The sequence below is a fragment of the Streptomyces sp. NPDC044044 genome (assembly GCF_056434405.1).
In genome coordinates this window covers 16,243-39,097 of record NZ_JBWKFG010000014.1, presented here as the reverse complement: position 1 = coordinate 39,097, position 22,855 = coordinate 16,243, and the positions used below count along the sequence as shown (strand labels likewise).

Annotated in this window: 25 protein-coding genes; 7 read left to right on the top strand and 18 right to left on the bottom strand. The window is 69.3% G+C overall.

The window, feature by feature from the left end; all coding sequences use genetic code 11:
- Positions 1-375: 375 nt before the first annotated feature.
- The 4 genes from AC07AG_RS39990 to AC07AG_RS39975 all read right to left on the bottom strand — a co-directional run bounded on the left by AC07AG_RS39990 (position 376) and on the right by AC07AG_RS39975 (position 3,123).
- Positions 376-666 carry a DUF4229 domain-containing protein gene (locus AC07AG_RS39990; RefSeq protein WP_361055019.1) on the bottom strand — a complete coding sequence of 97 codons (291 nt, stop codon included), beginning with the start codon at positions 664-666 and terminating at the stop codon, positions 376-378.
- A gap of 128 nt (positions 667-794) precedes the next feature.
- Complete coding sequence (locus AC07AG_RS39985) at positions 795-1,319, bottom strand: N-acetyltransferase family protein (protein WP_478761761.1); 525 nt, start codon at positions 1,317-1,319, stop codon at positions 795-797.
- A gap of 116 nt (positions 1,320-1,435) precedes the next feature.
- Entirely contained in the window at positions 1,436-2,599 is a 1,164-nt protein-coding gene (gene mqnE / locus AC07AG_RS39980) for an aminofutalosine synthase MqnE (RefSeq protein ID WP_478761760.1), read from the bottom strand.
- 68 nt (positions 2,600-2,667) lie between these two features.
- Positions 2,668-3,123 (bottom strand): Lrp/AsnC family transcriptional regulator, encoded by a 456-nt coding sequence (locus AC07AG_RS39975; RefSeq protein WP_249588502.1) that lies wholly within the window; start codon positions 3,121-3,123, stop codon positions 2,668-2,670.
- A 159-nt stretch (positions 3,124-3,282) separates the two neighbouring features.
- On the opposite strand from AC07AG_RS39975, the gene AC07AG_RS39970 reads away from it, so the two are divergent.
- On the top strand, positions 3,283-3,411 hold the full coding sequence (locus tag AC07AG_RS39970; protein ID WP_478761758.1) for a hypothetical protein: 129 nt from the start codon (positions 3,283-3,285) through the stop codon (positions 3,409-3,411).
- On the opposite strand, the gene AC07AG_RS39965 is transcribed toward AC07AG_RS39970, so the two are convergent.
- Genes AC07AG_RS39965 through AC07AG_RS39955 form a run of 3 tightly spaced genes read right to left on the bottom strand, consistent with a single transcriptional unit; the run spans position 3,408 to position 6,481 of the window.
- Entirely contained in the window at positions 3,408-4,088 is a 681-nt protein-coding gene (locus tag AC07AG_RS39965; protein ID WP_478761757.1) for a UbiX family flavin prenyltransferase, read from the bottom strand. The genes AC07AG_RS39970 and AC07AG_RS39965 overlap by 4 nt on opposite strands.
- A gap of 9 nt (positions 4,089-4,097) precedes the next feature.
- Positions 4,098-5,021, bottom strand: a complete 924-nt coding sequence (mqnP, locus tag AC07AG_RS39960) for a menaquinone biosynthesis prenyltransferase MqnP (protein WP_478761755.1) — start codon at positions 5,019-5,021, stop codon at positions 4,098-4,100.
- Between the two features lie 2 nt (positions 5,022-5,023).
- A complete protein-coding gene (locus AC07AG_RS39955; protein ID WP_478761753.1) occupies positions 5,024-6,481 on the bottom strand; it encodes a menaquinone biosynthesis decarboxylase in 1,458 nt (485 codons plus the stop codon).
- Between the two features lie 71 nt (positions 6,482-6,552).
- Here AC07AG_RS39955 and AC07AG_RS39950 point away from each other — a divergent pair, with 71 nt between their 5' ends.
- Positions 6,553-6,894: a PLD nuclease N-terminal domain-containing protein gene (locus AC07AG_RS39950; RefSeq protein WP_478761752.1), complete on the top strand. Its 342-nt coding sequence runs from the start codon at positions 6,553-6,555 to the stop codon at positions 6,892-6,894.
- A gap of 25 nt (positions 6,895-6,919) precedes the next feature.
- Entirely contained in the window at positions 6,920-7,858 is a 939-nt protein-coding gene (locus tag AC07AG_RS39945; RefSeq protein ID WP_478761937.1) for a LysR family transcriptional regulator, read from the top strand.
- Here the strand turns inward: AC07AG_RS39945 and AC07AG_RS39940 are convergent.
- A complete protein-coding gene (locus AC07AG_RS39940; protein WP_478761750.1) occupies positions 7,776-8,720 on the bottom strand; it encodes a DMT family transporter in 945 nt (314 codons plus the stop codon). The genes AC07AG_RS39945 and AC07AG_RS39940 overlap by 83 nt on opposite strands.
- 117 nt (positions 8,721-8,837) lie before the next feature.
- Here AC07AG_RS39940 and AC07AG_RS39935 point away from each other — a divergent pair, with 117 nt between their 5' ends.
- Positions 8,838-9,296 carry a nucleoside deaminase gene (locus AC07AG_RS39935; RefSeq protein WP_478761749.1) on the top strand — a complete coding sequence of 153 codons (459 nt, stop codon included), beginning with the start codon at positions 8,838-8,840 and terminating at the stop codon, positions 9,294-9,296.
- Positions 9,297-9,322: 26 nt separating this feature from the next.
- On the opposite strand, the gene AC07AG_RS39930 is transcribed toward AC07AG_RS39935, so the two are convergent.
- Genes AC07AG_RS39930 through AC07AG_RS39915 form a run of 4 tightly spaced genes read right to left on the bottom strand, consistent with a single transcriptional unit; the run spans position 9,323 to position 12,832 of the window.
- Positions 9,323-9,970: a TetR/AcrR family transcriptional regulator gene (locus tag AC07AG_RS39930; RefSeq protein ID WP_478761748.1), complete on the bottom strand. Its 648-nt coding sequence runs from the start codon at positions 9,968-9,970 to the stop codon at positions 9,323-9,325.
- Complete coding sequence (locus tag AC07AG_RS39925; RefSeq protein ID WP_478761746.1) at positions 9,970-10,674, bottom strand: TetR/AcrR family transcriptional regulator; 705 nt, start codon at positions 10,672-10,674, stop codon at positions 9,970-9,972. The genes AC07AG_RS39930 and AC07AG_RS39925 overlap by 1 nt, the downstream gene beginning before the upstream one ends.
- 17 nt (positions 10,675-10,691) lie before the next feature.
- Positions 10,692-12,089: a phthiocerol/phthiodiolone dimycocerosyl transferase family protein gene (locus tag AC07AG_RS39920; RefSeq protein WP_478761745.1), complete on the bottom strand. Its 1,398-nt coding sequence runs from the start codon at positions 12,087-12,089 to the stop codon at positions 10,692-10,694.
- 59 nt (positions 12,090-12,148) lie between these two features.
- Positions 12,149-12,832: a DUF3159 domain-containing protein gene (locus AC07AG_RS39915; protein WP_478761744.1), complete on the bottom strand. Its 684-nt coding sequence runs from the start codon at positions 12,830-12,832 to the stop codon at positions 12,149-12,151.
- 343 nt (positions 12,833-13,175) lie between these two features.
- On the opposite strand from AC07AG_RS39915, the gene AC07AG_RS39910 reads away from it, so the two are divergent.
- The 3 genes from AC07AG_RS39910 (at position 13,176) to AC07AG_RS39900 (ending at position 16,883) form a co-directional block, all read left to right on the top strand.
- Positions 13,176-15,050, top strand: a complete 1,875-nt coding sequence (locus tag AC07AG_RS39910) for a S9 family peptidase (protein WP_478761743.1) — start codon at positions 13,176-13,178, stop codon at positions 15,048-15,050.
- 75 nt (positions 15,051-15,125) lie between these two features.
- Entirely contained in the window at positions 15,126-15,791 is a 666-nt protein-coding gene (locus AC07AG_RS39905; RefSeq protein ID WP_478761741.1) for a GOLPH3/VPS74 family protein, read from the top strand.
- Between the two features lie 96 nt (positions 15,792-15,887).
- Entirely contained in the window at positions 15,888-16,883 is a 996-nt protein-coding gene (locus tag AC07AG_RS39900; RefSeq protein WP_478761739.1) for an isopenicillin N synthase family dioxygenase, read from the top strand.
- On the opposite strand, the gene AC07AG_RS39895 is transcribed toward AC07AG_RS39900, so the two are convergent.
- The 6 genes from AC07AG_RS39895 to AC07AG_RS39870 all read right to left on the bottom strand — a co-directional run bounded on the left by AC07AG_RS39895 (position 16,884) and on the right by AC07AG_RS39870 (position 22,854).
- On the bottom strand, positions 16,884-17,417 hold the full coding sequence (locus AC07AG_RS39895; protein ID WP_478761738.1) for an SRPBCC domain-containing protein: 534 nt from the start codon (positions 17,415-17,417) through the stop codon (positions 16,884-16,886).
- Positions 17,418-17,490: 73 nt separating this feature from the next.
- Positions 17,491-18,474 carry a CU044_5270 family protein gene (locus AC07AG_RS39890; protein ID WP_478761737.1) on the bottom strand — a complete coding sequence of 328 codons (984 nt, stop codon included), beginning with the start codon at positions 18,472-18,474 and terminating at the stop codon, positions 17,491-17,493.
- Positions 18,471-19,061, bottom strand: coding sequence for an RNA polymerase sigma factor (locus AC07AG_RS39885; RefSeq protein WP_478761736.1), 591 nt, complete (start codon positions 19,059-19,061; stop codon positions 18,471-18,473). Before AC07AG_RS39885 ends, AC07AG_RS39890 begins: the two co-directional genes overlap by 4 nt.
- A 110-nt stretch (positions 19,062-19,171) precedes the next feature.
- Positions 19,172-20,278, bottom strand: coding sequence for a c-type cytochrome biogenesis protein CcsB (ccsB, locus tag AC07AG_RS39880; RefSeq protein WP_478761734.1), 1,107 nt, complete (start codon positions 20,276-20,278; stop codon positions 19,172-19,174).
- On the bottom strand, positions 20,275-22,086 hold the full coding sequence (resB, locus tag AC07AG_RS39875; RefSeq protein ID WP_478761732.1) for a cytochrome c biogenesis protein ResB: 1,812 nt from the start codon (positions 22,084-22,086) through the stop codon (positions 20,275-20,277). Before resB ends, ccsB begins: the two co-directional genes overlap by 4 nt.
- Before the next feature lie 3 nt (positions 22,087-22,089).
- Positions 22,090-22,854 carry a cytochrome c biogenesis CcdA family protein gene (locus AC07AG_RS39870; protein WP_361055203.1) on the bottom strand — a complete coding sequence of 255 codons (765 nt, stop codon included), beginning with the start codon at positions 22,852-22,854 and terminating at the stop codon, positions 22,090-22,092.
- Between the last annotated feature and the right edge of the window lies 1 nt (position 22,855).

Genomic DNA, 22,855 nt, shown 5'->3' with positions numbered 1-22,855 from the left:
TTACGGCGCCGCTGCAGTGCAGATGTCACTTGGTGCTTGTCGCTTGCGCTGTTCAGTGAGGCTCAGCGAGAACTCAGAGACGGCGACGACAGGCCGCGGACATGCAGCGGCAGAGATCGACATGCAGGCGCGCCACGAGCGGAACGCTCATGAGGATGCGGGGCGCGGCTGCTGTCTTCATGTCGAACACGTTAACACTTGAACTTTGAGAACATCAAAGGTCTTGTTTGAGGTAGACGAGGCCGATCGGAGGCGGGAGCACTCCCGGGACGCAGGAAACCCCGGCCCGGAGCGGCTGCTCCAGTACCGGGGTTGAGGCTTCTGTGACGAAGCTTACGGCTTCACGCGGGCCTTACGACTTCGCGCGGACCCGCCTTACGACTTCGCGCGGGCCGCGTCGTCGGCGAGGTCCTCCTGGGTGCGGTTCGCCTCCAGGTTGGCCTTGGTCCGCTCCACGCGCTCGACGACCTGGATCGACGCCCGGTCCCGCTCCTTGCGCAGCAGCACGAAGCTGAGGGGCGCGGAGATGACGAGCGCGAGCAGCAGGACCCACAGGAGGTTGGAGTCTCCGAGGCCCTTCGGCAGGATCCCGGCATAGACAAGGCCCCAGACCGCGAAAAAGCAGCCCACGAAGAGCCCGAGGCGCATCAGCGTGTAGCGGAGCATGTCAATCCACTCTTCCGTTCCGAAATGGGCCCGAGTAGGACGAGCCCCACCAGTGAAGCACGGCAGGGGTCGCGTCCGGCAAGGGGGTGAGCCCTCCCGCGAACCCCGCCCGCGCCCTCCCCGAACGGTCAGCCGAGCGGCAGCAGCATGGTGATGTCGTCGCGGTCGTCACCGGGGGCGACGCGGATGGCGTCGGGCACCCGCCCGACCTCCTTGTATCCGCAGGACTCGTAGAACCGGTCGACCCCCGTGCCGCCCCGGCAGGTCAGCCGGATCACCTCGATGCCGTCGAGCCCCCGGGCGGCGTCCGCGGCGGCGGCCATCAGGTCGCGCCCGTATCCCTTGCCCTGGTGCTTGGGGTGCACCATCACCACGTACAGCCAGATCCAGTGCTTCATCAGGCGGTGCGTGTTGTAGGCGAGGAAGGCGGTCGCGGCGACGGCGCCGTCCTCGTCGTACCCGACGAGCAGCCGGGTGTCCCCCTGGCCGAGCTGGGTCAGGCGCTTCAGCCACTCGGGCCGGATGTCCTCGACCGTCACGGGCGGTACGAAGCCGACGGCCCCGCCGGCGTTGGACACGTCGGCCCAGAGGGCGAGGACGCCGTCGCGGAGGGCGGGATCGATCTCCGGGTCCAGCCGGAAGGTAAGTGCCATAGAGGCAGATTAACCATTACCCACCTCGCGCCTCAACCATGTTTCGCATGCCGGACAACGCGACGAGCCCCGGCCGAAGCGGCCGGGGCTCGTCGCGTTGTCCATACGCGGGGGCGTCAGACCCGCATCGCCTGCGGCGTCTCCCGCAGCGCCAGGTCAGGACCGTCGTACTCACGGATCGACTCGTAGCGGGTGTTCCGCTCGATGGGGCGGAAGCCCGCCTCGCGGATGAGGTCGAGCAGGTCGTCCCGCGTCAGCTTGTTCGGCGTGCCGAAGTTGTCCGCGTCGTGCGTGATCTTGTACTCGACGACCGAGCCGTCCATGTCGTCCGCGCCGTGCTGCAGCGCGAGCTGCGTGGTCTGCAGGCCGTGCATGACCCAGAAGACCTTGACGTGCGGGACGTTGTCGAAGAGCAGCCGCGAGACCGCGAAGGTCTTCAGGGCCTCGGCGCCCGACGCCATGGTCGTCCGCGCCTGGAGGCGGTTGCGGACCTTGCCGTCCTTCATGTCCACGAAGTCGTGCTGGTAGCGCAGCGGGATGAAGACCTGGAAACCGCCGGTCTCGTCCTGGAGTTCACGCAGCCGCAGCACGTGGTCGACCCGGTGACGGGGCTCCTCGATGTGGCCGTACAGCATCGTGCACGGGGTCTTGAGACCCTTCTCGTGCGCGAGGCGGTGGATGCGCGACCAGTCCTCCCAGTGGGTGCGGTGGTCGACGATGTGCTGGCGGACCTCCCAGTCGAAGATCTCCGCGCCGCCGCCGGTCAGCGACTCCAGGCCCGCCTCGATCAGCTCGTCCAGGATGTCGGACGCCGACATCCCCGAGATCGTCTCGAAGTGGTGGATCTCCGTGGCCGTGAACGCCTTCAGGGACACGTTCGGGAGCGCCTTCTTGAGCTCGCTCAGCGAACGCGGGTAGTAGCGCCACGGCAGGTTCGGGTGCAGGCCATTGACGATGTGCAGCTCGGTGAGGTTCTCGCCCTCCATCGCCTTGGCGAGGCGGACGGCCTCCTCGATGCGCATCGTGTACGCGTCCTTCTCGCCCGGCTTGCGCTGGAACGAGCAGTACGCGCACGACGCGGTGCACACGTTCGTCATGTTGAGGTGGCGGTTGACGTTGAAGTGCACGACGTCGCCGTTCTTGCGCGTGCGCACCTCGTGGGCGAGACCGCCGAGCCAGGCGAGATCGTCCGAGTCGTAGAGGGCGATGCCGTCCTCGCGGGACAGCCGCTCACCGGCCCGGACCTTCTCCTCCAGCTCGCGCTTGAGCCCAGCGTCCATACCCCGGCCGCCTCTCCGTGTCCATATGTCTTCGTACATCAGGCCTCGCCAACCGTACGCCTAGGCGCCTAGCCCTCTTCGGGCAGCTCCCCGACGCGGTTCTCCCACTTCGTGGAGAGCACGATCGTCGTACGCGTCCTGGAGACGCCCTTCGTGCCGCTCAGCCTGCGGATCGTCTTCTCCAGGCCGTCCACGTCACTGGCCCGCACCTTGAGCATGTACGAGTCGTCGCCCGCGATGAACCAGCAGTCCTCGATCTCGTGCAGGTCCTTCAGGCGTCGCGCCACGTCCTCGTGGTCGGCGGCGTCCGAGAGGGAGATGCCGATGAGGGCGATGACGCCCAGACCGAGCGATGCGGAGTCCACGGTCGCGCGGTATCCGGTGATGACACCCGCCGCTTCGAGACGGTTGATCCGGTCCGTGACGCTCGGTCCGGAGAGGCCGACGAGGCGGCCAAGTTCGGCGTACGAGGCTCTGCCGTTCTCACGCAGAGCCTGGATGAGCTGCCTGTCCACGGCGTCCATAGGTGCGATGCCTTTCATTATTCAGCGATACCGCGAGTCTATGTGTAGAATCTAAGGTGCAACAGGGTTGAACCCCTGTGAATCTTTCGGAATCTCCGCCGATCGGCGTTGATTCTTCAAACGACACTTCACAAACAACACTCAGGAGTGAGAGACACCGTGTACTCGATCGAGATGGCCTACGCCCGGATGCGCGAGCTGCAGGACCTGGCCAACCGCTCGCGTGGACACCAGACCGCCGCGCCCAAGGCCGAGCGCAGCACGAAGCGCGCCGCCAAGAAGCGCTAACCCCCCGAAGGGGCCGAGCCTCCACCGAGCTCCCCCTTCCACCGGCGGTACAGCCGATGCGGCACTCCTGCCGCATCCAGCGTCCGCCCGGCGACGAAGTCCACCAGGTCCTGGATGTGCGTCGCCCCCGCGTAGAACGCCGGAGAGGCGGGCAGCACGACGGCGCCCGCCTCGTCCAGGCTCACCAAGTGCTTCAGCGTCTGCCCGTTCAGCGGCGTCTCGCGTACGCAGACCACCAGCCGGCGGCCCTCCTTGAGCGTCACGCTCGCCGACCGCTGCAGCAGATCCTTCGAGAGCCCGAGCGCCACCCCGGCCACGCACGCCGTGGACGCGGGCACGATCAGCATCCCCTTGGTCGCGTACGACCCCGACGAAGGACCGGCGGCCAGATCCCCCGCCGCCCAGTACCGCACGTCGTCCACCGGCACGTCGAAGGTGCCCGGCTTCCCGTCGGCACCCCGCCCGAGCCACTCCCGCAGGTCGTCCTGCCAGTGCGCGTCACGGAAGGCGATGCCCGTCTCGTCGAGGATCGTCAGCCGCGAGGCCCGCGAGACCACCAGGTCCACGCTCTCCCCCGCCGCGAGCAGCGCCCGCAGCACGGCGGCGGCGTACGGGGTCCCCGAGGCCCCCGACACCCCCACGATCCAAGGCTTACGCTGCGTATCTCCTGGCTTCACGCTGTGAGCCTAGACGGTCAGGCCGCGCACCAGCAGATCGAGCAGCGCACAGACGAAGAGCGCGATACCGATGAAGCCGTTGACCTGGAAGAAGGCGCGGTTGAGCCGCGAGAGGTCATGCGGCTTCACGATGGAGTGCTCGTAGACGAACGCGCCGGCGACCACCGCGATGCCGAGCCACAGGAACGCGCCCGCGTCGGTGGCGGCGGCGTACCAGACGAACAGCGCCGTGGTCACCAGGTGGCAGCCGCGCGCACCCCAGATGGCGCCCGGGATGCCGAACCGCGCGGGCACCGACTTCACGCCGACCTCGCGGTCCGTCTCCACGTCCTGGCAGGCGTAGATCAGGTCGAAGCCGCCGATCCAGACGCCGACCGCGAACCCGAGGATGACGGCCTGCCACGACCACTCGCCGGTGATCGCGATCCAGGCGCCGACCGGACCCATGGCCTGGGCGATGCCCAGGATCGCCTGCGGGAAGTTCGTGAACCGCTTGCCGTAGGGATAGACCACCATCGGGATCACCGCGATGGGCGCGAGGGCCAGGCAGAGCGGGTTGAGCAGGGCGGCCGACGCGAGGAACACGACGAGCGCGATCAGCGCGCCGGTCCAGGCGGACTTCACCGAGACGGCGCCCGTGACGAGCTCGCGGTGGGCGGTCCTCGGGTTACGGGCGTCGATCTCGCGGTCGATGATCCGGTTCGCGGCCATGGCGAAGGTCCGCAGGCCGACCATGCAGACGGTGACCAGGAGCAGCCGCCCCCAGTGGATGTTCTCGTCCAGCTGGAACATCGCGGTCAGGGCCGCGATGTAAGCGAAGGGCAGGGCGAAGACCGAGTGCTCGATCATGACCAGGCGCAGGAACGCCTTGACCTTGCCGGGCGGGGCGGGCTCGGGCCCGAAGAGTTCCGGAGTCGCTGAATCAGCACTCATCTTTAGAGCCCGTACTCCTTCCAGCGGCGGTCGACCTTCGACGCCGTCTCCGGGTCGGACTCGACCATGTTCGGCCAGCCCCCGTCCCGTGTGTATCCCTCTTCGGGCAGCTTCTTCGTCGCGTCGATACCCGCCTTGCCGCCCCAGAACTGCTGGTAGGAGGCGTGGTCGAGATGGTCGACGGGACCTTCGGCCACCGTCAGGTCGCGGGCGTAGTCGGTGTTGCCGAGCGCGCGCCAGGACACTTCGTGCAGGTCATGGACGTCGCAATCCTTGTCCACGACCACGATCAGTTTGGTCAGCGACATCATGTGCGCACCCCAGATGGCGTGCATGACCTTCTGCGCGTGCTTCGGGTACTTCTTGTCGATCGAGACGATCGCGCAGTTGTGGAAGCCGCCGGACTCCGGCAGGTGGTAGTCCACGATGTCCGGGACGATCACCTTGAGCAGGGGCAGGAAGAAGCGCTCGGTGGCGCGGCCGAGCGGCCCGTCCTCCGTCGGCGGCCTGCCCACCACGATCGACTGGAGCAGCGGACGCTTGCGCATCGTCACGCAGTCGATCTTCAGCGCCGGGAAGTCCTCCTGCGGCGTGTAGAAACCGGTGTGGTCGCCGAAGGGGCCCTCGGGGAGCATCTCGCCCGGCTCCAGCCAGCCCTCGATGACGACCTCGGCGTGCGCGGGCACCTGGAGCGGGACCGTCTTGCAGTCGACCATCTCCACGCGCTTGCCCTGCACGAACCCGGCCAGCATGTACTCGTCCATGTCACCCGGCAGCGGTGCCGTGGACGCGTACGTCACGGCGGGCGGACAGCCGAAGGCGATCGCGACCGGCAGCTTCTCGCCCCTGCGGGCGGCCACCTGGTAGTGGTTGCGGCTGTCCTTGTGGATCTGCCAGTGCATGCCGATGGTGCGCTTGTCGTGGCGCTGGAGGCGGTACAGGCCGAGGTTGCGGACGCCGGTGTCCGGGTCCTTGGTGTGGGTCAGACCCAGGTTGAAGAAGGAGCCGCCGTCCTCGGGCCAGGTGAAGAGCGCGGGCAGCTTCTCCAGGTCGACGTCGTCGCCGGTGAGGACGACCTCCTGCACGGGCGCGTTGTCGGACTTCACCTTCTTCGGCGGCACGTGCGTCATGGCGCCGAGCTTCCCGAAGGCCTCGCGCACGCCGACGAAGCCGTGCGGCAGCTCCGGCTTGAGCAGGCCGCCGATCTTCTCGCTGATCTCGCCGTACGACTTCAGGCCGAGCGCCTTCAGGAGGCGGCGGTCCGTCCCGTACACGTTCATCGCAAGGGGCATCGCCGAGCCCTTGACGTTCTCGAAGAGGAGCGCGGGGCCGCCGGACTTCTGCACCCGGTCGGTGATCTCGCCGACCTCCAGATACGGATCGACCTCGGCCTTGATGCGCTTGAGATCGCCCTCGCGCTCCAGTGCACGGAGCAGGGAGCGAAGATCGTCATAAGCCATGCGGTCAAGTATCGGTCACCGGCTACCCTGGCCCCGACAGCGGGGCCCGCACGCCGCCCTACCTTCGTCGCTTGGGGAATCGCGCAACCATGCTCAGGTATCTGCCGTTCCTGCTGGTCCTGGCCGTGTGGATCTATGCCTTCATCGATGTCCTGAACACTCCGGAGAAGGAGATCAGGCATCTGCCGAAGGTGGTCTGGGTCATCATCGTGCTGCTCTTCGGCGAGGTTCTCCTCGGCCCGATCGCCTGGTTCGTCACGGGCAAGGTGCGCAAGGCACCTGCCGCCGGGGGTGGCACGCGTCCCGGGCGCGGCGGACAGTGGGTGGCGCCGGACGACAACCCCGAGTTCCTGAAGTCCCTCAGGGACGAGGATCCGGACGACAAGAAGCGGGACAGGGGCACGGAGAGCTAGGGCCAGGGGAACGGAAGGCTGAATGATGGAACTGCGGCTGCTCGTCACCTTCGAAAAAGTCGCGTCCGTACTCAGCTTCACGCAGGCCGCGGCCGAGCTGAAGTACGCCCAGTCCAGCGTCACCAGCCAGATCCGCTCCCTGGAGTCCTCGCTCGGCACCGAGCTCTTCGACCGGCTCGGCAGCCGCATCCGGCTGACGGAGGCCGGTGAGCGTCTGCTCCCCTACGCCCGGCAGATCATCGAGCTGACGGAAGAGGCGCGGTCCGCGGTCGTCGACGCCGGGGAGCCGAGCGGCGCGATCGCGGTCGGCACGATGGAGTCGCTGACCTCCTACCGCCTGCCCCCGCTGCTCGAACTCTTCCACCACCGCTACCCGAAGGTGCAGCTCTCGCTGCGCCCCACTCTGGGCGACGAGACCCGCCACGCGCTGCGGCAGGGGACGTACGACGTGGGGTTCCTGATGGAGCGGGAGACCACGCACGCGGGCCTGGAGACCGAGGTCCTCGCCGAGGAGCCGCTGGTCCTGGTCTGCGCGCCGACGCATCCGCTGGCCGGGCACGGGGGCGACTCGCTCGCCACGGGCGACCTGGCGGCGGTGCAGCTGGTCGGCACGGAGCCGGGCTGCCCCTACCGCGACCTGTTCGAGGACGAGCTGCGGGTGCGCAACGGCGCCCCGCCGCCCTTCATGGAGTTCGGCACGATCGAGGCCACCAAGCGGGGTGTCGCCGGTGGCCTCGGGGTGGCGCTCCTGCCGCGGGTGGCGGTGCGCGATGAGCTGGCTTCGGGGGTGCTGGTCGCGCTGCCGTGGGAGCCGCCGTTCGTGCTGTACACGCAGCTGGCGTGGCGGTCGGGCAAGCGGCTTGCCTCACATGTGCGGCTGTTCATCGACCAGTCGGTACGGCTTGTGCGGGAGCAGGCAGCGGAGACCCAGGGATCTCAGGGGACTCAGGAGCCGGTGAACTAGCCACCGTCCTGGGCGACTTGGCGCGGTTGACCTTCAGGCTGGCGAGGACGATCAGCGGCACGCCGAGCGCCTGGACGAGCCCGATGTGGTGACCGTAGACGGCCCAGTCGGCGACCATCGCGACCGCCGGGTAGGTGAAGGCGAGTACGGCGATCTTGGCGGTGGGCAGCTTCGCGTACGCCGCGTACATCAGGACGTACATCAGACCGGTGTGGATGACGCCGAGGCCGACCAGCCAGGCCCACCCCGAGCCCGTTCCGCTCATCGCGCCGAAGTCGGCGAAGGGCAGCAACAGCGGGATGCCGACGAGGACTTGGACGAGGGCGATGAGGTGCGGGCGTACGCCGGTGATGCGCTTGGTGACGAGCGTGGAGAGGCCGTAGAGCAGGGCGGCCAGGAGCGCGAAGCCGATGCCGGTGAGGGAGCCGAGGTCGCCCGGACGCACCCCGGAGACCAGGATGAGCCCGGCGAACGCGGTGGCCAGCCACATGAGTTGATGCCTGGTCAGGCGCTCGCGGAAGATGACCGCGCTGAGCAGCACGAGCAGGAACGGCTGCGTGTGGTAGACGACGGTGGCCAGGGAGATCGAGGTCTCCTCGTACGCCTTGAAGAGGAACACCCAGTTGAAGACGATGAACGCGCCGCCGAGCGCGGCCAGTCCGAGCTTCTTCGGGGTGAGCCCGTGGCCGCGGAAGTAGCCGCGGGCGAAGGCGTAGGCGCCCAGGGCGAGCGCACCGAAGAGCACGCGGAAGAACACGACGTTGAAGGCCGACGCGCCCGACTCGACGACGAAGATCCCGAGGGTGCCGGAGAGCACCATCGCGGTGGTGAGCTGGGCCGTGCCCTTGTTCTCTGAGGTCATGCCCATGAAGCTACGAGCGGACGTATGCGCTGGTCCACGCGCCAGTGGGGCGTCGTGCCGATGGGGTCATCGGCGGGGACGATGGGCCCTGGCAGGGACCTCACGAAAGGTGCACCCATGGATCAGGCACAGGCCCGCGCATGGCTCGCGACCGCTGTCGACGAGGCGCGGCAGGGGCTCGCGGAGGGCGGCATCCCGATCGGCGCCGCGCTCTACGGCGCGGACGGGGTCCTGCTGGGGCGCGGGCACAATCGCCGCGTCCAGGACGGCGATCCGTCCCTGCACGCGGAGACGTCGGCGTTCCGGAACGCGGGGCGGCAGCGGACCTACCGCGGGACGACGATGGTCACGACGCTCTCCCCCTGCTGGTACTGCAGCGGCCTGGTGCGGCAGTTCGGGATCTCGCGGGTGGTCGTGGGCGAGGCGCGGACGTTCCACGGCGGGCACGACTGGCTGGCGGAGCACGGCGTGGAGATCGTGGTCCTCGACGATCCCGCGTGCGCGGCGATGATGGAGGACTTCGTCGCGGCGCGGCCTGAGCTGTGGCACGAGGACATCGGCGTCGACGAGGACTAGGGGCTAAGGGCAAGGGGGGACTGGGGCTAGGCGACCGCGTCGCCGACCGCGCCGCCTGTGGCGTCCCGCACCGCTCCCGCCACGCGTCGGATCACGTCGCCCTCCAGATCCTCCGGAACGACACCGCGCAGCGCGGCGGCGCCGAGCTCCTCGTTCACGACGCGGAAGGCGCCGGAGGCCGCCGCCCCGTACAGCCGCATCGCGAGGTCGTCGGCCGGGCGGCCGAGACGCTTCGCGATGATCGCGGTCATCTCCCGCTCCACGTCGTCACAGGCCATGAGCCAGGCCGTCCGGATCGCCGGTTCGTGGTCCGCGAGCCGGATCATCCTGACCGCGAGCAAGGTGTCGGCGTGGTCCGTGGGGCCGGCGGCGTCCTCGTACCTGACGACCTCCGCGGCGAGATGCTCCTCCAGGGAGAGGTGGCGCGGCCAGCTCCGCAGCGCGCTCATCTCCCACTCCACGCCCTGCGTCACGATGGGTTCCGCGCAGCTCTCCTTGCTGCGGAAATGACGCCAGATCGTACGCGTGGACAGACCCACCGCCTCGGCGATCTGGTCACCACTGGTGGCATCCACACCCTGCTCCCAGAACAGCCGCGAGGCCTCACGCGAAATCTCCAGACGCAGCCGGTGGCGCCGCAGGTCACTCATTCCGCGGGCGGCGGGGCTCGTCATCACGCGCCCGCGGCCGGGTCCCCGACGACCGGGTCCCCCACGGCCCCTCCCGTGGCGACGCGGACGGCGCGTGCGATGCGCTCCGAGGCGTCGGCGTACTGGGCGGGGTCGACGCCGTCGAGGAGCGCCGCGCCGATCTCCTCGTTGAGGACCCGGATGGCGGCGGAGGCGGCCGCGGCGTGCAGCCGCACCTCAAGGTCGTCGGCCGTGCGCCCGAGACGCTTCGCGACGATCTCGGCCATCTCGCGCTCCACCTGGTCGCAGGCCATCAACCAAGCCGTACGCAGGGCCGGTTCCGTGTCGGCGAGGCGGATCATCCGCATCGCGAGACCGGTGTCGGCCAGCTCGACGGCGCCGGCCTCACCGCGGAACCGGATCGCCTCCGCGTTGAAGCGCTCTTCGAGCGACTGGTTCGCGGGCCAGCCGCGCAGCGTACGCATCTCCCACTCCACGCCCTGCGTCACGATGGGTTCCGCGCAGCTCTCCTTGCTGCGGAAATGACGCCAGATCGTACGCGTGGACAGACCCACCGCCTCGGCGATCTGGTCACCGCTGGTGGCATCCACGCCCTGCTCCCAGAACAGCCGCGAGGCCTCACGGGAAATCTCCAGACGCAGCCGGTGGCGCCGCTCGTCGCTCATTCCGTTTCCGCCACGCTTGGCCGCCGCCATGCCGGTCACCTCCGCTCGCACCTCTACGTACATCGAGTGTCATAATGACATTAAGTGACGTTCCGTGCCAGCACGGCAGGGGGCTCGGCACCGGGCGCGGCACCAGGCACGGCACCGGGCACGGCACACGCTTCGGCCAGCACGGCGGCGATCTCCCCGACCAGACCGGCGACGGGGTCATGGGTCAGCTCCGTCATCCGCAGCCGCCCGCCGACGGTGACCACCCCGAGCACATGCTCCCCGCGCAGCTGCGTGATCTGCGCCGGGCCCCACAGGGCGGTGAGCGTGGCCGAGCCCCGCGTGTCCGCCACGCCGAGGTTGGTGATCTGGATGTCGGCCGCGGTGGCGGCCGACATCATCACCTCCGCCTCGTCCCCGCTCGCGGGTGCGTACTCCGCGAGCTGCGCACCGGCGGCCTTGAGGGCGTGCGGAGCGCGCTGGCGCATGAGCGACTCACGGGTGCCGCGAGCCAGCTTCCAGAAGTCGTCGGCCTCGTGCGCCTCGCTCGAAGTCCGGGCCCCGGCAAAGCGGTTGACCACTTCGTCGGGCAGGCCTGCGGCGCGCCGCAGGTCCATCGGGGTCAGCACCCGTACGAACTCCCGCCCACGCCGGTGGAACACCACCGCGGCGGCGGCGCAGAGCGCGGCATGCACCGACGTACCTTCCAGGCGACAGCGCTCGACGAGCCGGGTGGTCAGCTCCTCGTCGAGCGCCAGAGCCTGGAGGTGCGGCAAGGCCCCGGAGAACGGGGCCAGTTCGCCGGAGGCACTCATGCGGGGGTCGTCCGGCGGCGGGATGGCGGCCGCAGCCTCGGGGGGCGCGACGAGGCGGGCGAGGAGGTCTTCCTGCGCCTCGGGGATCTTTGCCTCGGGGATCCGTGTCTCGGGGATCTGCGCCTCGGGGACGCCGCCGGGTGCCTGGGGAGACCGCTCGTCGCCGTCCAGGATCGCCACGAGGTCGAGCAGCGCCCGCAACCCGCCCACCCCGTCGGCGATCTGGTGGCCGAACGTGAGCACGATGTCGCACCGCGGGCCGCGCGGCACGAGGAGGGCGCGCACCGGCGGGCCCGGGGTCAACGGGATCGGACGGGTCTGCTCGGCGGCCACGACCGCTTGCCAGGGCGTGCCGTCGGGCAGCGTCGTCACCGGGATCGCACGGTCGGCCCGCCGGTACACGGCCTGGGGCGCGGTGCGGTCCACCCTCACGGCGAGCAGCGGGTGCCTGCGGCGCAGTTCGGCCAGCGCGGCGGCCAACTCGGGCTCCGGGATGCGCCGGTCCATCTCGGCGACCAGGGAGAACTGGAGGGGGTTCCGGCGCATGTAGAAGTCGATGGTCCGCTCGAACGCGCCCAGCGGTCGCACGACGTCTCCTGGGCTCGTGATCGCTTCGTCCCGGCTCGCGGTCACTTCGTCCCGGCTGGTGGTCACTTCGTCTCGGCTCGTGGTCACTGTTTCCCGCCTCCTCGTGGTCACTGTGTTCCCGCGTCGCCACGCGGCTTTCGCGGAGGTCAGGCGCGCTTGGCGGGCAGCAGACCGATCGCCGCAAGCCGCTTGTTCGAGCGCCGGGCGGCCCAGGCGACCACCAGGAGGGCCAGGGCGAGCAGCGGGAAGCCCATGGCGACCTTGGCGAAGCCCAGCGAACCGACCTGGTCGGTCACGTAGAAGTACTGCTGGACGGCGAACCGGGCGCCGAACACGGCCGCCAGCGTCAGCGTGGCGACGTCGTAGTAGAGCCGCGAGCGCTTGTCCGCGCGCCAGATGTTGCCCTTGCCGGTGGCCACGTTCCAGATCACACCCGCCAGCGGCCACCGCACCGCGACGGAGAGCACGAACAGGACGGCGCCGGCCAGGCTCGCCCAGATGCCGATGAGGAAGTAGTCCTTGGCGGATCCGGTGAGCCAGACGATGCCCGCGGCGACCGCGACGCCGAACACGCCGCCGATCGCGGGCTGCACCGACTCCTTGCGCACCAGCCGTTCCACGCCGATGCCGATCGCGACCGCGAGGGCGGCGACGACCGCCACCCGCAGTCCGCCGGCGCTGTTGGCGACGACGAATGCCACCACGGGCAGCGCCGAGTAGACGATCCCCCTGGTGCCTCCGGCCTGGTCGAGGACCGAGGGCTGCTGCCGGGGCGCCGTCTGCTCCGCCTGCTTGTCGGACTCTGTCTCCAGGAAGCTCTTGGTCTTCATGGTGGTCAGTTCTCCCGAGTTCGTCTGGGGGCGAGGTTCGATTTTGCGATGTCACTAAGCGCCATAGTGTCATCAAGTGACAGACATGGCCACCCCTCCCCCTGTGTGACGTGGGTCACCAAGTGGCAGTCAATGACGGCCGCCCGGTCGGCCACCCCTTGGGGCGGGACCTCGCAACCCCTTCTGCTCCGGACCCACTTGAACCATGTGTCATTTAGTGACACTGTCATTAAGTGACACGCGGCGGCGGGCCGACAGTCGGCCTCGCCCTCTCATCCTTGGCACCCCTCTCACCCCTCTCACCCCTCTCACGCCACCTGGCGCCGACCACGGAAGGATCGACATGGCACTGCGGGAGACCATCTCCGTCGAGGAGTTCTTCGGGCCCCCGACTCGCGCGAGGACGACCCTCTCGCCCGACGGCAAGAAATTGGCGTACCTGGCGCTCTGGAAGAACCGCATGAACGTCTGGATCGAGAGCGTCGACGCACCGGGGGACGCGCGGTGCGTGACCACCGAGGACCGCGGAGTGGTGAGCTACCACTGGACGCGTGACCCCCGGTGGCTGCTCTACACCCGGGACCAGGGCGGCGACGAGAACCTGCACATCTACCGCGTCGACCTGGAGGACCCGGACGCCGCCGCGGTGGACCTCACCCCCTACCCCGGGGTACGGACCGCGGGCCTGGACCTGCCCGCGGGGCGTCCCGGCAAGGTGATCACCCAGCTGAACCTGCGCGACCGGGCCCAGTTCGACCTCGTGGAACTGGACATCGCCACCGGCGACCTCACGACCCTCGCCCAGAGCTCCACCGGCAGGGTCGAAGGGTGGCTGCACAGCGAGCGCGAACTGTTGGCGGTGGCGACGACGGCCGATGGCGACGTCGAGCTGTCCCGCTGGGATGCGGCGACGGGTGAGTCGACCCCCGTGGCGCGGTTCGACGGCGGTGACGCTCCCCTGGGCATCTACCCCGTGGAGATCACCCCGGACGGCTCCGGGGTGTGGCTCGGCTCGCACCGCGGGAGCGACCGTCTCCGCCTGGCCCGGCTCGACCTGGCCACCGGCAAGGAGGAGGAGGTCGACTCCCACCCGCAGTACGACCTGGACACCCGCTCCCGGGTCTTTCCCGCACTGCCCTCCCCCCTGATCCGCAGCCGGCTCACGGGTGAGCTGCTCGGCGTCCGCTATCTCGGGGAGCGGCAGGTGATCCACGCCCTCGACCCGCACTTCGCCGCCGTACTGGAGAACCTGGAGAAGCTCTCCGACGGTGATCTCGCCGGGCTCTCCTCCGACGAGAGCGGACAGCGGTGGGTGGCAGGCTTCACCCACGACCGTGACCCCGGGGTCACCTACCTCTACGACCACACCACCGGCGAGAGCCGCCTGCTCCACCGGGCGAAGCCGCACCTCGAACCCGAGTCGCTCGCACCGATGCGACCGGTGTCGATCACCTCCCGCGACGGCCTGACGCTGCCCTCGTACCTGACACTGCCGGTCGGCATCGAGCCGTCCCGGCTGCCGCTTGTGCTGTTCGTCCACGGCGGCCCCTGGAGCCGGGACAGCTGGGGGTATCACCCCGCCGCGCAGCTCTTCGCCAACCGCGGCTGCGCGGTCCTGCAGATCAACTTCCGGGGCTCCACCGGCTACGGCAAGGCCTTCACCAGGGCAGGCATCGGCGAGTTCGCGGGCAAGATGCACGACGACCTCATCGACGGCGTGCGGTGGGCGGTCGAGCAGGGGTACGCGGACCCGGAGCGCGTGGCCATCATGGGCGGCTCCTACGGCGGATACGCGTCACTGGTCGGTGTCACCTTCACCCCGGACGTCTTCGCCGCAGCCGTCGACGTCGTCGGCATCTCCGACCTGGCCAACTTCATGCGCAGCCAGCCCGACTTCGTCAAACCGATGCTCGCCTACAACTGGTTCACGTACGTCGGCGACCCGGCCGACCCGGAGCAGGAGGCCGACATGCTGGCCCGCTCCCCGATCAGCCGCGTCGACCGGATCCGCACCCCCCTGATGGTGGTGCACGGCGCCAACGACGCCCGCGTCGTCCTCGCCGAGTCCGACCAGCTCGTCGAAGCCCTCCGCGCCCGAGGCGTCCCCGTCGAATACACCGTCATGAAGGACGAGGGCCACGCCATCGAGAACCCGGAGAACGTGATCGCCCTCTACACGGCGGCGGAGCGCTTCCTGGCCGAACACCTGGGGTTCTAGGCCCACTTCGAGGCCCTCTTCGGGACCCGCGTCATCGGAAACCCCGCATCCATCCATTTCATGGGAGACGACTTCATGGGAGACGACATGCCCCTGACGCTGCCGCAAAGCCTCTACCTGCTCTGCTACACCGTGGACCAGGGCAAGTTCCAGCTCGACAACCTGCAGGGCCGCGGCCAGTTGCTGCGCGCCGGCGCCCTGACCGAGCTGGCCCGCGACGGCCTGCTCGACGCCACGGGCGGAAAGGTGATCCGCAAGCCCGGGAAGACGCCGGACGACACCTTCGTCGTCACGGTGTGGAGCGACCTGCCCGAGACCAAGCCCAAGGGCTGGCTCCAGTTCGTGCACAACAAGGCCCACACCGCCGAGACACCCGTCCGCGACCAGCTCGCCGCCGCCGGTGAAGTCACCCTCTCCCGCGGCAAGTTGATGGGACTCATCCCGGCCGACCGCGTCACCGTCGCCCACCCGGAGGAGGTGCGCGCCCTGCAGAAGCGGGTGCGCGACACCGTGCTCGGCGGAGCCGACCCGGCATCGATCCCGCTGGAGGACCTGGCCATGGCCGTGTTCGCGGCCGAGCTCGAAGTGACCTGTGTGTGGAGCCGCGGAGATCGTCGCACCCACAAGCAGGAGCTCAAGGCGCTCGCCGCGCGGTTCGACGAGATCGTCCCCGGCCTGCGCAAGGCGCTGCGCGACTCGTACCTGTCGAGCCGGGCGGTCGGGGGCGGCTGGAGCGCCTGAGCGCGCGGCCGTCGACCGAGCCGGGCCGGGCCTGGCCTGGCCGCGCCTGGCCTGGCTGCCCCCCGCAGCCCGTCCGGCGGGAGGAGAGTGGACACCATGACGACCTCCACACCGTCGGCCACCGCGACGGGCGAGCCCCGCATCCCCACCATCGACCTGGAGCCCTGGCTCTCGGGAGACCCGGCCGCCCGCGCCGCCGTCGCGCGGACCGTCGACCGCGCGCTGCAGACGGCCGGGTTCCTGCTGGTGACCGGCCACGGCGTGGACCCGTCCCTGCGCACACGCATCCGGGCATCGGCCCGCGCGTTCTTCGTGCTCCCCGCGTCGGTCAAGGAGCCGTACACCGCGAAGGTCGGCGGGCGCGGCTGGCTCGGCCCCGGCGCCGAGGCCAACGGCTACGCGGAGGGGACCGAGACCCCGCCCGACCTCAAGGAGTCCCTGACCTTCGCGACCGAGCGCCCCTTCGACGACCCGGCCGTCGACGCCGAGTGGTACGAACCCAATGTCTGGCCGACGGAGGCATCCGGACTGAGGGCTCTCTGCTCGGCCTACCTCGCCCGGATGGAGGAGCTCACCGACCAGCTCCTCACCCTCCTCGGCGAGGCACTGGGCGAACGGCCGGACTTCTTCACGCGGCACATGAGCCACCCGACGTACGGCTTCAACATCAACTGGTATCCGGGCACGGAGGTCGTCGGGGAGCCGCAGCCGGGGCAGTTCCGCATCGGCCCGCACACCGACTTCGGCACGGTCACCGTGCTCGACCGGCAGGAGGGCAAGGGCGGGCTCCAGGTCTTCACCGACGAGGGCGGCTGGGCGGACGCTCCGTACGACCCGGACGCCCTCACCGTCAACATCGGGGATCTGATGGCGCGTTGGACCGGCGACCGCTGGCGCTCGGGCCGCCACCGGGTCCTGCCGCCACCGGCCGACGCACCGGCCGAGGAGCTGATGTCCCTGGTCTACTTCGGCGAGTGCACGCCCGGCACGCTCGTGGAGTCGGTGCCCGCGCCGGTGGGGCGGGTGGCGTACGAGCCGGTGGACTCGCACACGTATCTGCGGGCGAAGCTGGATTCGATCACCCTGGGCTGATCACTCGCTCTTCGCGTACGACTCGCGCAGCTCGCGCCACCGGTCCAGGCTCCACGTCGACCAGTCCTTGGGCCCCCCGTCGAGCCCGTCGAGCGCCTCGACCAGGAACTCGAAGTGGTTGTGCCAGCCGGCCAGGCAGTCCAGGCGCAGCTCGTCGTCGCCGTCGAACTCATTGGTGAAGCGGAGGGTCGTACCGGCCTTGCCGTCGGCCGTCTCCAGGTGGAAGCGGCACCGTCCGTGCAGGTCGATCGTGTACTCGGCGACCCGCTCCGGGTCCCACGCGGTGATGTGCCCGGAGTGCGTGGCCGACTCGTCCCCGTTGAGCCAGCGCAGCGAGACCGCACCGCCGAGCCGCGGCTCGAACACGTCGGCGGCGGCAAGCCACCCCGGAAGTCCCTCCGGGGTGGCCACCGCGGCCCAGACTTTTTCCACAGGGTGGGGAAGGTGGAGCTCGTAATGGAGGTGCTGGGTCGGCCCCCCGGTACCGGTGGAGCTCTCCGTCCTGCTCGTGCCCTGCCCGATCGTCGCCGTCATGGCCCAAGCCTCGCCCGGTACACCCCGTTCCGCACCCCTTGCGCGTACTTACGGGCGCTTTACGGACGCCGACTCACGGGCGCTGGCCCGCCTTGTCGACGACCACACGCTCCAGGACCGCGCTGCGGCCGGTGACGGTGCCCTTCTTGAAGCCGGTGGGCAGGTCCTCGACCGCGACCTGCCGCTCGCCCAGGAACTCCTTGGTCTTCTTGTCGAAGATCAGCTCCTGGCGCTCCCCGTCGTCCTCACGTGCGATCGCGATGCCGTGCCGCCCCTCCGCGTCGACGGTGTCCTCGATCAGCTCGACACCAGGGATCTTCGACGCGGCGAGGTAGAGGGCGGCGGCCTGCTCGGGCGGCATCAGCGACTCGAACAGGAGGTCACCGACGAGGACGAAGGTGTTCTGGTCCTCGCTCTTGCCGCCGTCGCTCACCCTGTGGAGCCAGTCGAGCATGTTGACCGGGTCGGTCGGCAGCTTCTGCAGGCTGCGGTAGTTGGAGTCCCCCTCCACCAGCGGAAGGTCGGGCGGCATGCGCTCGTTCGTGACGCCGTCCAGGGGCTCGTGCAGCAGCTCCGTGTGCTTGCCGTCGACGGACTGCCAGTACTCCCTCTCGTGGATGGGCTGGATCTGCGCCTTGCCCTTCCCCGTGGCCATGTAGCCGACCTTGCTCTTGATGTAGACGAACTGGTCGTCCCTGACCCCCTTGGGCGCGGGCTGCTCCTTCGCCGCCGCGGCGATCTCCTCCAGCATCCGCACGGTCTCCTTCGACGGCGGCCCCGCCTGCGCCGCCTGATCACCGAACGGCGAGGCGACCAGCACGCCCGCCACGACGGACGCCGCCACCGCTCCCGCGATCAGCGCGGGGCGGAACCAGCGCTTGTGGGACCTCGGAGTGCGGGACCTCGGAGGCGTCGCCCTCTTCTCGGACTCCGGGCCGGTCGCCGGGGACTTCTTCTCGTTCTGCCGGATCTCGTTCTGCCGGATCTCGGTCAACAGGTGCTCCCTGAGCAGGTGATGACGGCCCGGCGGAAGGTCGCGCCCGGGAAATTCGCTCATCGGTTTCCCTCCCTGATGGGCCTGACCGCGGTGGTGCGGTCCTCTTTCATCTGTCCGCGCCCGGCGGGCGGTTCCATATGTTTCGCGAGTTTTGTACGGGCCCGCGAGAGCCGGGAACGTACGGTCCCGACCGGCACCCCGAGCGCCTCGGCCGCCGCCACGTAACTGAGCCCCGACCACACGCACAGCGCGAGAACCTCGCGCTCGGCACGCCGCAGCGTCGCCAACGCCGCTCGCACGAGGGCGAGTTGATCCTTGTCGTCGATGCGCTCGGCGACCTCGTCGGCGAAGTCGGCCACGGCCTCGTCACGCGGCAGCCGTGCGACCGCCGCCGCGTGCCGCCGGGCTGCGCGCCGCGCGTTGCGGGTCACGTTCGTGGCGACGCCGAGCAGCCACGGCCGCAGGGACCCGCCGTCCTCGTCGACCTTGCCCCGGAGCCGCCACGCCTCCAGGAAGGTGAGCGACACCATGTCCTCCGCCGCCGACCAGTCCCCCGTCAGGCGGTAGGCGTGGTTGTAGACGGAGCGCGGTGCGCCTGAAGTTCCCCCTGATTCGTCTCCACGCCCTCTTACCTGTCCGCATGACAAAGGCCGGTTCCCGTGACCTGGGTCACGGGAACCGGCCTTCGATCAGCCTTCGGTCGGCCTTCGGCCAGCCTTTAAGAGGCGCCTTCAAGAGGCAAGGTCGGTACGGGGGTTCAGACCCCGGCGTACGAGTGCTTGCCGGTGACGAAGATGTTCACGCCGTAGTAGTTGAACAGCCAGCAGCCGAAGGCGATCAGGGCTAGGTAGGCGGCCTTGCGGCCCTTCCAGCCCGCGGTCGCGCGCGCGTGCAGGTAGCAGGCGTAGGCGACCCAGGTGATGAAGGACCAGACCTCCTTGGGGTCCCAGCCCCAGTAGCGGCCCCACGCGTCGCCCGCCCAGATCGCGCCCGCGATGATCGTGAACGTCCACAGCGGGAAGACCGCGGCGTTCACGCGGTACGAGAACTTGTCGAGGGTGGCCGCGGCCGGGAGGCGCTCCAGGACGGAGGTCGCGAAGCGGCCGGGCTGTCCGCCGGAGGCCAGCTTGCTCTCGTAGGAGTCGCGGAAGAGGTACAGGATCGTCGAGACCGCGCCCACGTAGAAGACGGCACCGCAGAAGATCGCGGTGGAGACGTGGATCCACAGCCAGTACGAGTGAAGGGCGGGAACCAACTGGTCGCTGGCGGTGTACAAGACAGTGACGGCGAGACCGAGATCGAGGAGGACCGTGGTGATCAGCGGAAGGCCGAGCCAGCTGACGTTCTTCTTCAGCGCCAGGAGCACGAGGTACACCCCGACGGCCATCGTGGAGAACGTCAGGTTGAATTCGTACATATTGCCCCACGGCGCCCGCTGCACCGACAGCGCGCGGGTGAGCACACCACCGAACTCCACGAGGAACGCGAGCACGGTGAGGGACACGGCGATACGGCCGTAGAGGTCCCCCTTCTCGTCACCTGCCGAGGCGCCGGGACCGTCCGGCACGTCACGGGTGCCGGTGACGGAGCGGGTGACGACCTTAGGAGCCGCCTTCGGCCGGTCGAGGACGGCGGTGCTGCCCTTGGCCTTGACGGCGACAGCGGGCGCCTTGGCGGCGGCCTCGCTCTGGTGGGTCAGCGCGGCGGCGGTGCGGCCGACCTTGCTGCGGCTGCCGAAGATCCACTCCGCCATGTGCGCGAAGAAGGCAAGGAGATAGACGGCCATCGCGGAGTAGACCAGCACATTGCTGATGTTCGCGAGGTTCTCATTTGGTTCGGCGGCGAGGGTGGTGGCGAGATTCACTTCTCAGCCCCTTCGGCAGGAACAACATCGGGGGTGGAGTCGGCATGCGCGGCATCGGGGGTGTCACCGGCATGATCGGCATGGTCGGCATGGTCTGGGTCGGGCGCGCTCGGCGCCGTCTCGTGAAGGTGTGCGGCGAGGTCGCCCAGCTCTTCGGGCAACTTGGCGGACTCGCTGCGGCCGAGCCCGGCCATCTCGACGACGGTGACACCGTCAGCGCCCCGCACGGCCCGCACCCACACGCGGCGGCGCTGGATGAACAGCGATCCTGCGAGTCCCGCGATGGCGCAGATCGCTCCGACGAGCGCCCACATGCTGCCGGGCTGCTGGGAGATCTGGAAGGTCGCCCAGCGCTTGATGTCCTTCTCGAAGGTGATCGAGCCGGCGCCGTTCGGCAGCTTCATCGTCTCGCCGGGCACCATCCGCTTCTTGAGAAGATCGCCCTTGGAGTCCTCGAACTTCTTCATCTTGCTGGTGTCCAGCTGGTACACGTTCTGCGGCAGACCGGAGTCCACACCGAGGCTCCCGTGGTACGCGGACAGCGCGAGCACGGGATAGTCGAGCGCGGGGAACTGGGAGAACATGTTGCCCTGGCCGGAGCCCGCGAACGTCGGCACGAAGAAGGCGTTGAAGCCGAGCTGCTCCTTCTTGTCGTTCTTGTCGCGGTACCCGTCGAGGACCTTGATGGCGCCGGTGGCCGTGCCGTTGGAGTCGATCGGAAGGAGCGGCGTGGACTGCCTGCTGACGACCTTGCCCTTCCCGTCGCGCACGGTGACGGTCGGCGCGTAGCCCTGGCCGATGAGGTAGACCTTCGAGCCGTCGACCTCGAGCGGCTTGTTGACCTCGATGGCCTTCTTCTTCTCGGGGCCGTCGATGCCCTCGCTGTAGGTGACGTTCGCACGGTAGGTGCGGGCCGTCCCCTTCTCGGGGCCCTTCCTCTCGAACGACGACTCGAAGCTGTCCAGCTTGAAGCTGAACGGCGCCAGGTCGTCGGTGTTGAAGAGGTTGCCGGACTTGAAGTTGTCGTACTGGGTGAGGGTGTTGGAGAACCCGTCGCCCTGGACGATGAGCTTGCCGCCCTCGGACTTGAACAGCGCGCCGACGGCGAAGGCCACCAGGAGCACGATCAGGGAGATGTGGAAGAAGAGGTTGCCCGCCTCACGCAGATAGCCCTTCTCCGCGGCGACGGACGCCCCCGCGCCACCCTGGCGGCCCGTGGCGAGGTCCGCGCGGAAGCGGCGCCCCTTGAGCAGGGTGAGCGCGGCCTCGTGCACCTGCTCGGGCTCCGCCTCGGTGCGCCACGTGGCGTACGCGGGCAGCCGGTCGAGCCGTTTGGGGGCACCCGGCGGGCGCCCGCGCAGCTGGCCGACGAACTGCCAGGTGCGGGGCACGATGCAGCCGATGAGCGAGATGAACAGAAGGATGTAGATCGCCGAGAACCACACGGAGCTGTAGACGTCGAACAGCTGGAACTTCTCGTAGATCGGCCCGAGCGTGGTGTGGGCCTTCTTGAAGTCCGCGACCTTCAGCTCGTCGATGCTGGTCTGCGGGATCAGCGAGCCCGGGATCGCGCCGAGCGAGAGCAGGAGCAGCAGGAGCAGCGCGACCCGCATCGAGGTCAGCTGCCGCCACATCCAGCGCACCCAGCCGGTGATCTCACGGCCGGTCCAGACGAGCCATCCGGAAACGCCGGGGGCGCGCCTGCCGCCGAAGGAGCCGGGCATCGCCCGGTCGACCGGGGCGGTGGAGAGCTGGGCGCCCGCGGCGCCCAGGTCGCTCTGTTCTTCAGGGGCTTCGGTCTTGCTCATGGATCAGATCCCCACCGTGTAGCCATTGGACCAGACCTGCATCTGCTGCACGATGCTGTCCCAGACGCCGGTGACGAGGAGCAGCCCGGTCGCGATCATCATGATGCCGCCGATGCGCATCACCCAGACGTAGTGCTTCTTCACCCAGCTGAACGCGCCGAGCGCCTTGCGGAAGGCGATCGCCGCGAGGATGAACGGCAGCCCGAGGCCCACGCAGTACGCGACGCTCAGTATGGCCCCGCGCCCCGCGCTCCCCTGGTCGAGCGCCAGGGAGTTGACGGACGTGAGCGTCGGCCCCACGCAGGGCGCCCAGCCCACGGCGAACAGCGCGCCGAGCACCGGAGCGCCCGCGAGCCCGGCGGCCGGCTTCTTGTGGAAGCGGAATTCACGCTGGGACAGCCAGGGCATGAGCCCCATGAAGAAGATGCCGAGGGCGATCATCACCACGCCGAGCACCTTGGTGATGACGTCCTGGTATTCCTGCAGGTTCTGCCCGACGTATCCGAAGAGCGCGCCGGTGGAGACGAAGACGGCGGTGAAGCCGAGCACGAAAAGCCCGGCCCCGGCGGCCATCCGGCCCCGCTTGGCCTCCGCGAGGTCGGTGCCGCCGACCCCGGTGACGTACGACAGATAGCCCGGCACGAGCGGCAGGACGCACGGCGAGAAGAAGGAGACGAGCCCACCGAGCACGGCCACGGGCAGCGCCAGGAGGAGCGCCCCGTTCATGACGGTCTGGTTCGCTTCGCCGACGGCGGCGAGAGTGGACATC

Excerpts from the sequence above, each read along its gene's own strand:
- AC07AG_RS39990 (WP_361055019.1), bottom strand. The coding sequence starts at position 666 with ATGCTCCGCTACACGCTGATGCGCCTCGGGCTCTTCGTGGGCTGCTTT.
- AC07AG_RS39985 (WP_478761761.1), bottom strand. The coding sequence starts at position 1,319 with ATGGCACTTACCTTCCGGCTGGACCCGGAGATCGATCCCGCCCTCCGC.
- mqnE (WP_478761760.1), bottom strand. The coding sequence starts at position 2,599 with ATGGACGCTGGGCTCAAGCGCGAGCTGGAGGAGAAGGTCCGGGCCGGT.
- AC07AG_RS39975 (WP_249588502.1), bottom strand. The coding sequence starts at position 3,123 with ATGGACGCCGTGGACAGGCAGCTCATCCAGGCTCTGCGTGAGAACGGC.
- mqnP (WP_478761755.1), bottom strand. The coding sequence starts at position 5,021 with ATGAGTGCTGATTCAGCGACTCCGGAACTCTTCGGGCCCGAGCCCGCC.
- AC07AG_RS39955 (WP_478761753.1), bottom strand. The coding sequence starts at position 6,481 with ATGGCTTATGACGATCTTCGCTCCCTGCTCCGTGCACTGGAGCGCGAG.
- AC07AG_RS39945 (WP_478761937.1), top strand. The coding sequence starts at position 6,920 with ATGGAACTGCGGCTGCTCGTCACCTTCGAAAAAGTCGCGTCCGTACTC.
- AC07AG_RS39940 (WP_478761750.1), bottom strand. The coding sequence starts at position 8,720 with ATGACCTCAGAGAACAAGGGCACGGCCCAGCTCACCACCGCGATGGTG.
- AC07AG_RS39935 (WP_478761749.1), top strand. The coding sequence starts at position 8,838 with ATGGATCAGGCACAGGCCCGCGCATGGCTCGCGACCGCTGTCGACGAG.
- AC07AG_RS39930 (WP_478761748.1), bottom strand. The coding sequence starts at position 9,970 with ATGACGAGCCCCGCCGCCCGCGGAATGAGTGACCTGCGGCGCCACCGG.
- AC07AG_RS39925 (WP_478761746.1), bottom strand. The coding sequence starts at position 10,674 with ATGTACGTAGAGGTGCGAGCGGAGGTGACCGGCATGGCGGCGGCCAAG.
- AC07AG_RS39915 (WP_478761744.1), bottom strand. The coding sequence starts at position 12,832 with ATGAAGACCAAGAGCTTCCTGGAGACAGAGTCCGACAAGCAGGCGGAG.
- AC07AG_RS39910 (WP_478761743.1), top strand. The coding sequence starts at position 13,176 with ATGGCACTGCGGGAGACCATCTCCGTCGAGGAGTTCTTCGGGCCCCCG.
- AC07AG_RS39905 (WP_478761741.1), top strand. The coding sequence starts at position 15,126 with ATGGGAGACGACATGCCCCTGACGCTGCCGCAAAGCCTCTACCTGCTC.
- AC07AG_RS39900 (WP_478761739.1), top strand. The coding sequence starts at position 15,888 with ATGACGACCTCCACACCGTCGGCCACCGCGACGGGCGAGCCCCGCATC.
- AC07AG_RS39895 (WP_478761738.1), bottom strand. The coding sequence starts at position 17,417 with ATGACGGCGACGATCGGGCAGGGCACGAGCAGGACGGAGAGCTCCACC.
- AC07AG_RS39890 (WP_478761737.1), bottom strand. The coding sequence starts at position 18,474 with ATGAGCGAATTTCCCGGGCGCGACCTTCCGCCGGGCCGTCATCACCTG.
- resB (WP_478761732.1), bottom strand. The coding sequence starts at position 22,086 with ATGAGCAAGACCGAAGCCCCTGAAGAACAGAGCGACCTGGGCGCCGCG.
- AC07AG_RS39870 (WP_361055203.1), bottom strand. The coding sequence starts at position 22,854 with ATGTCCACTCTCGCCGCCGTCGGCGAAGCGAACCAGACCGTCATGAAC.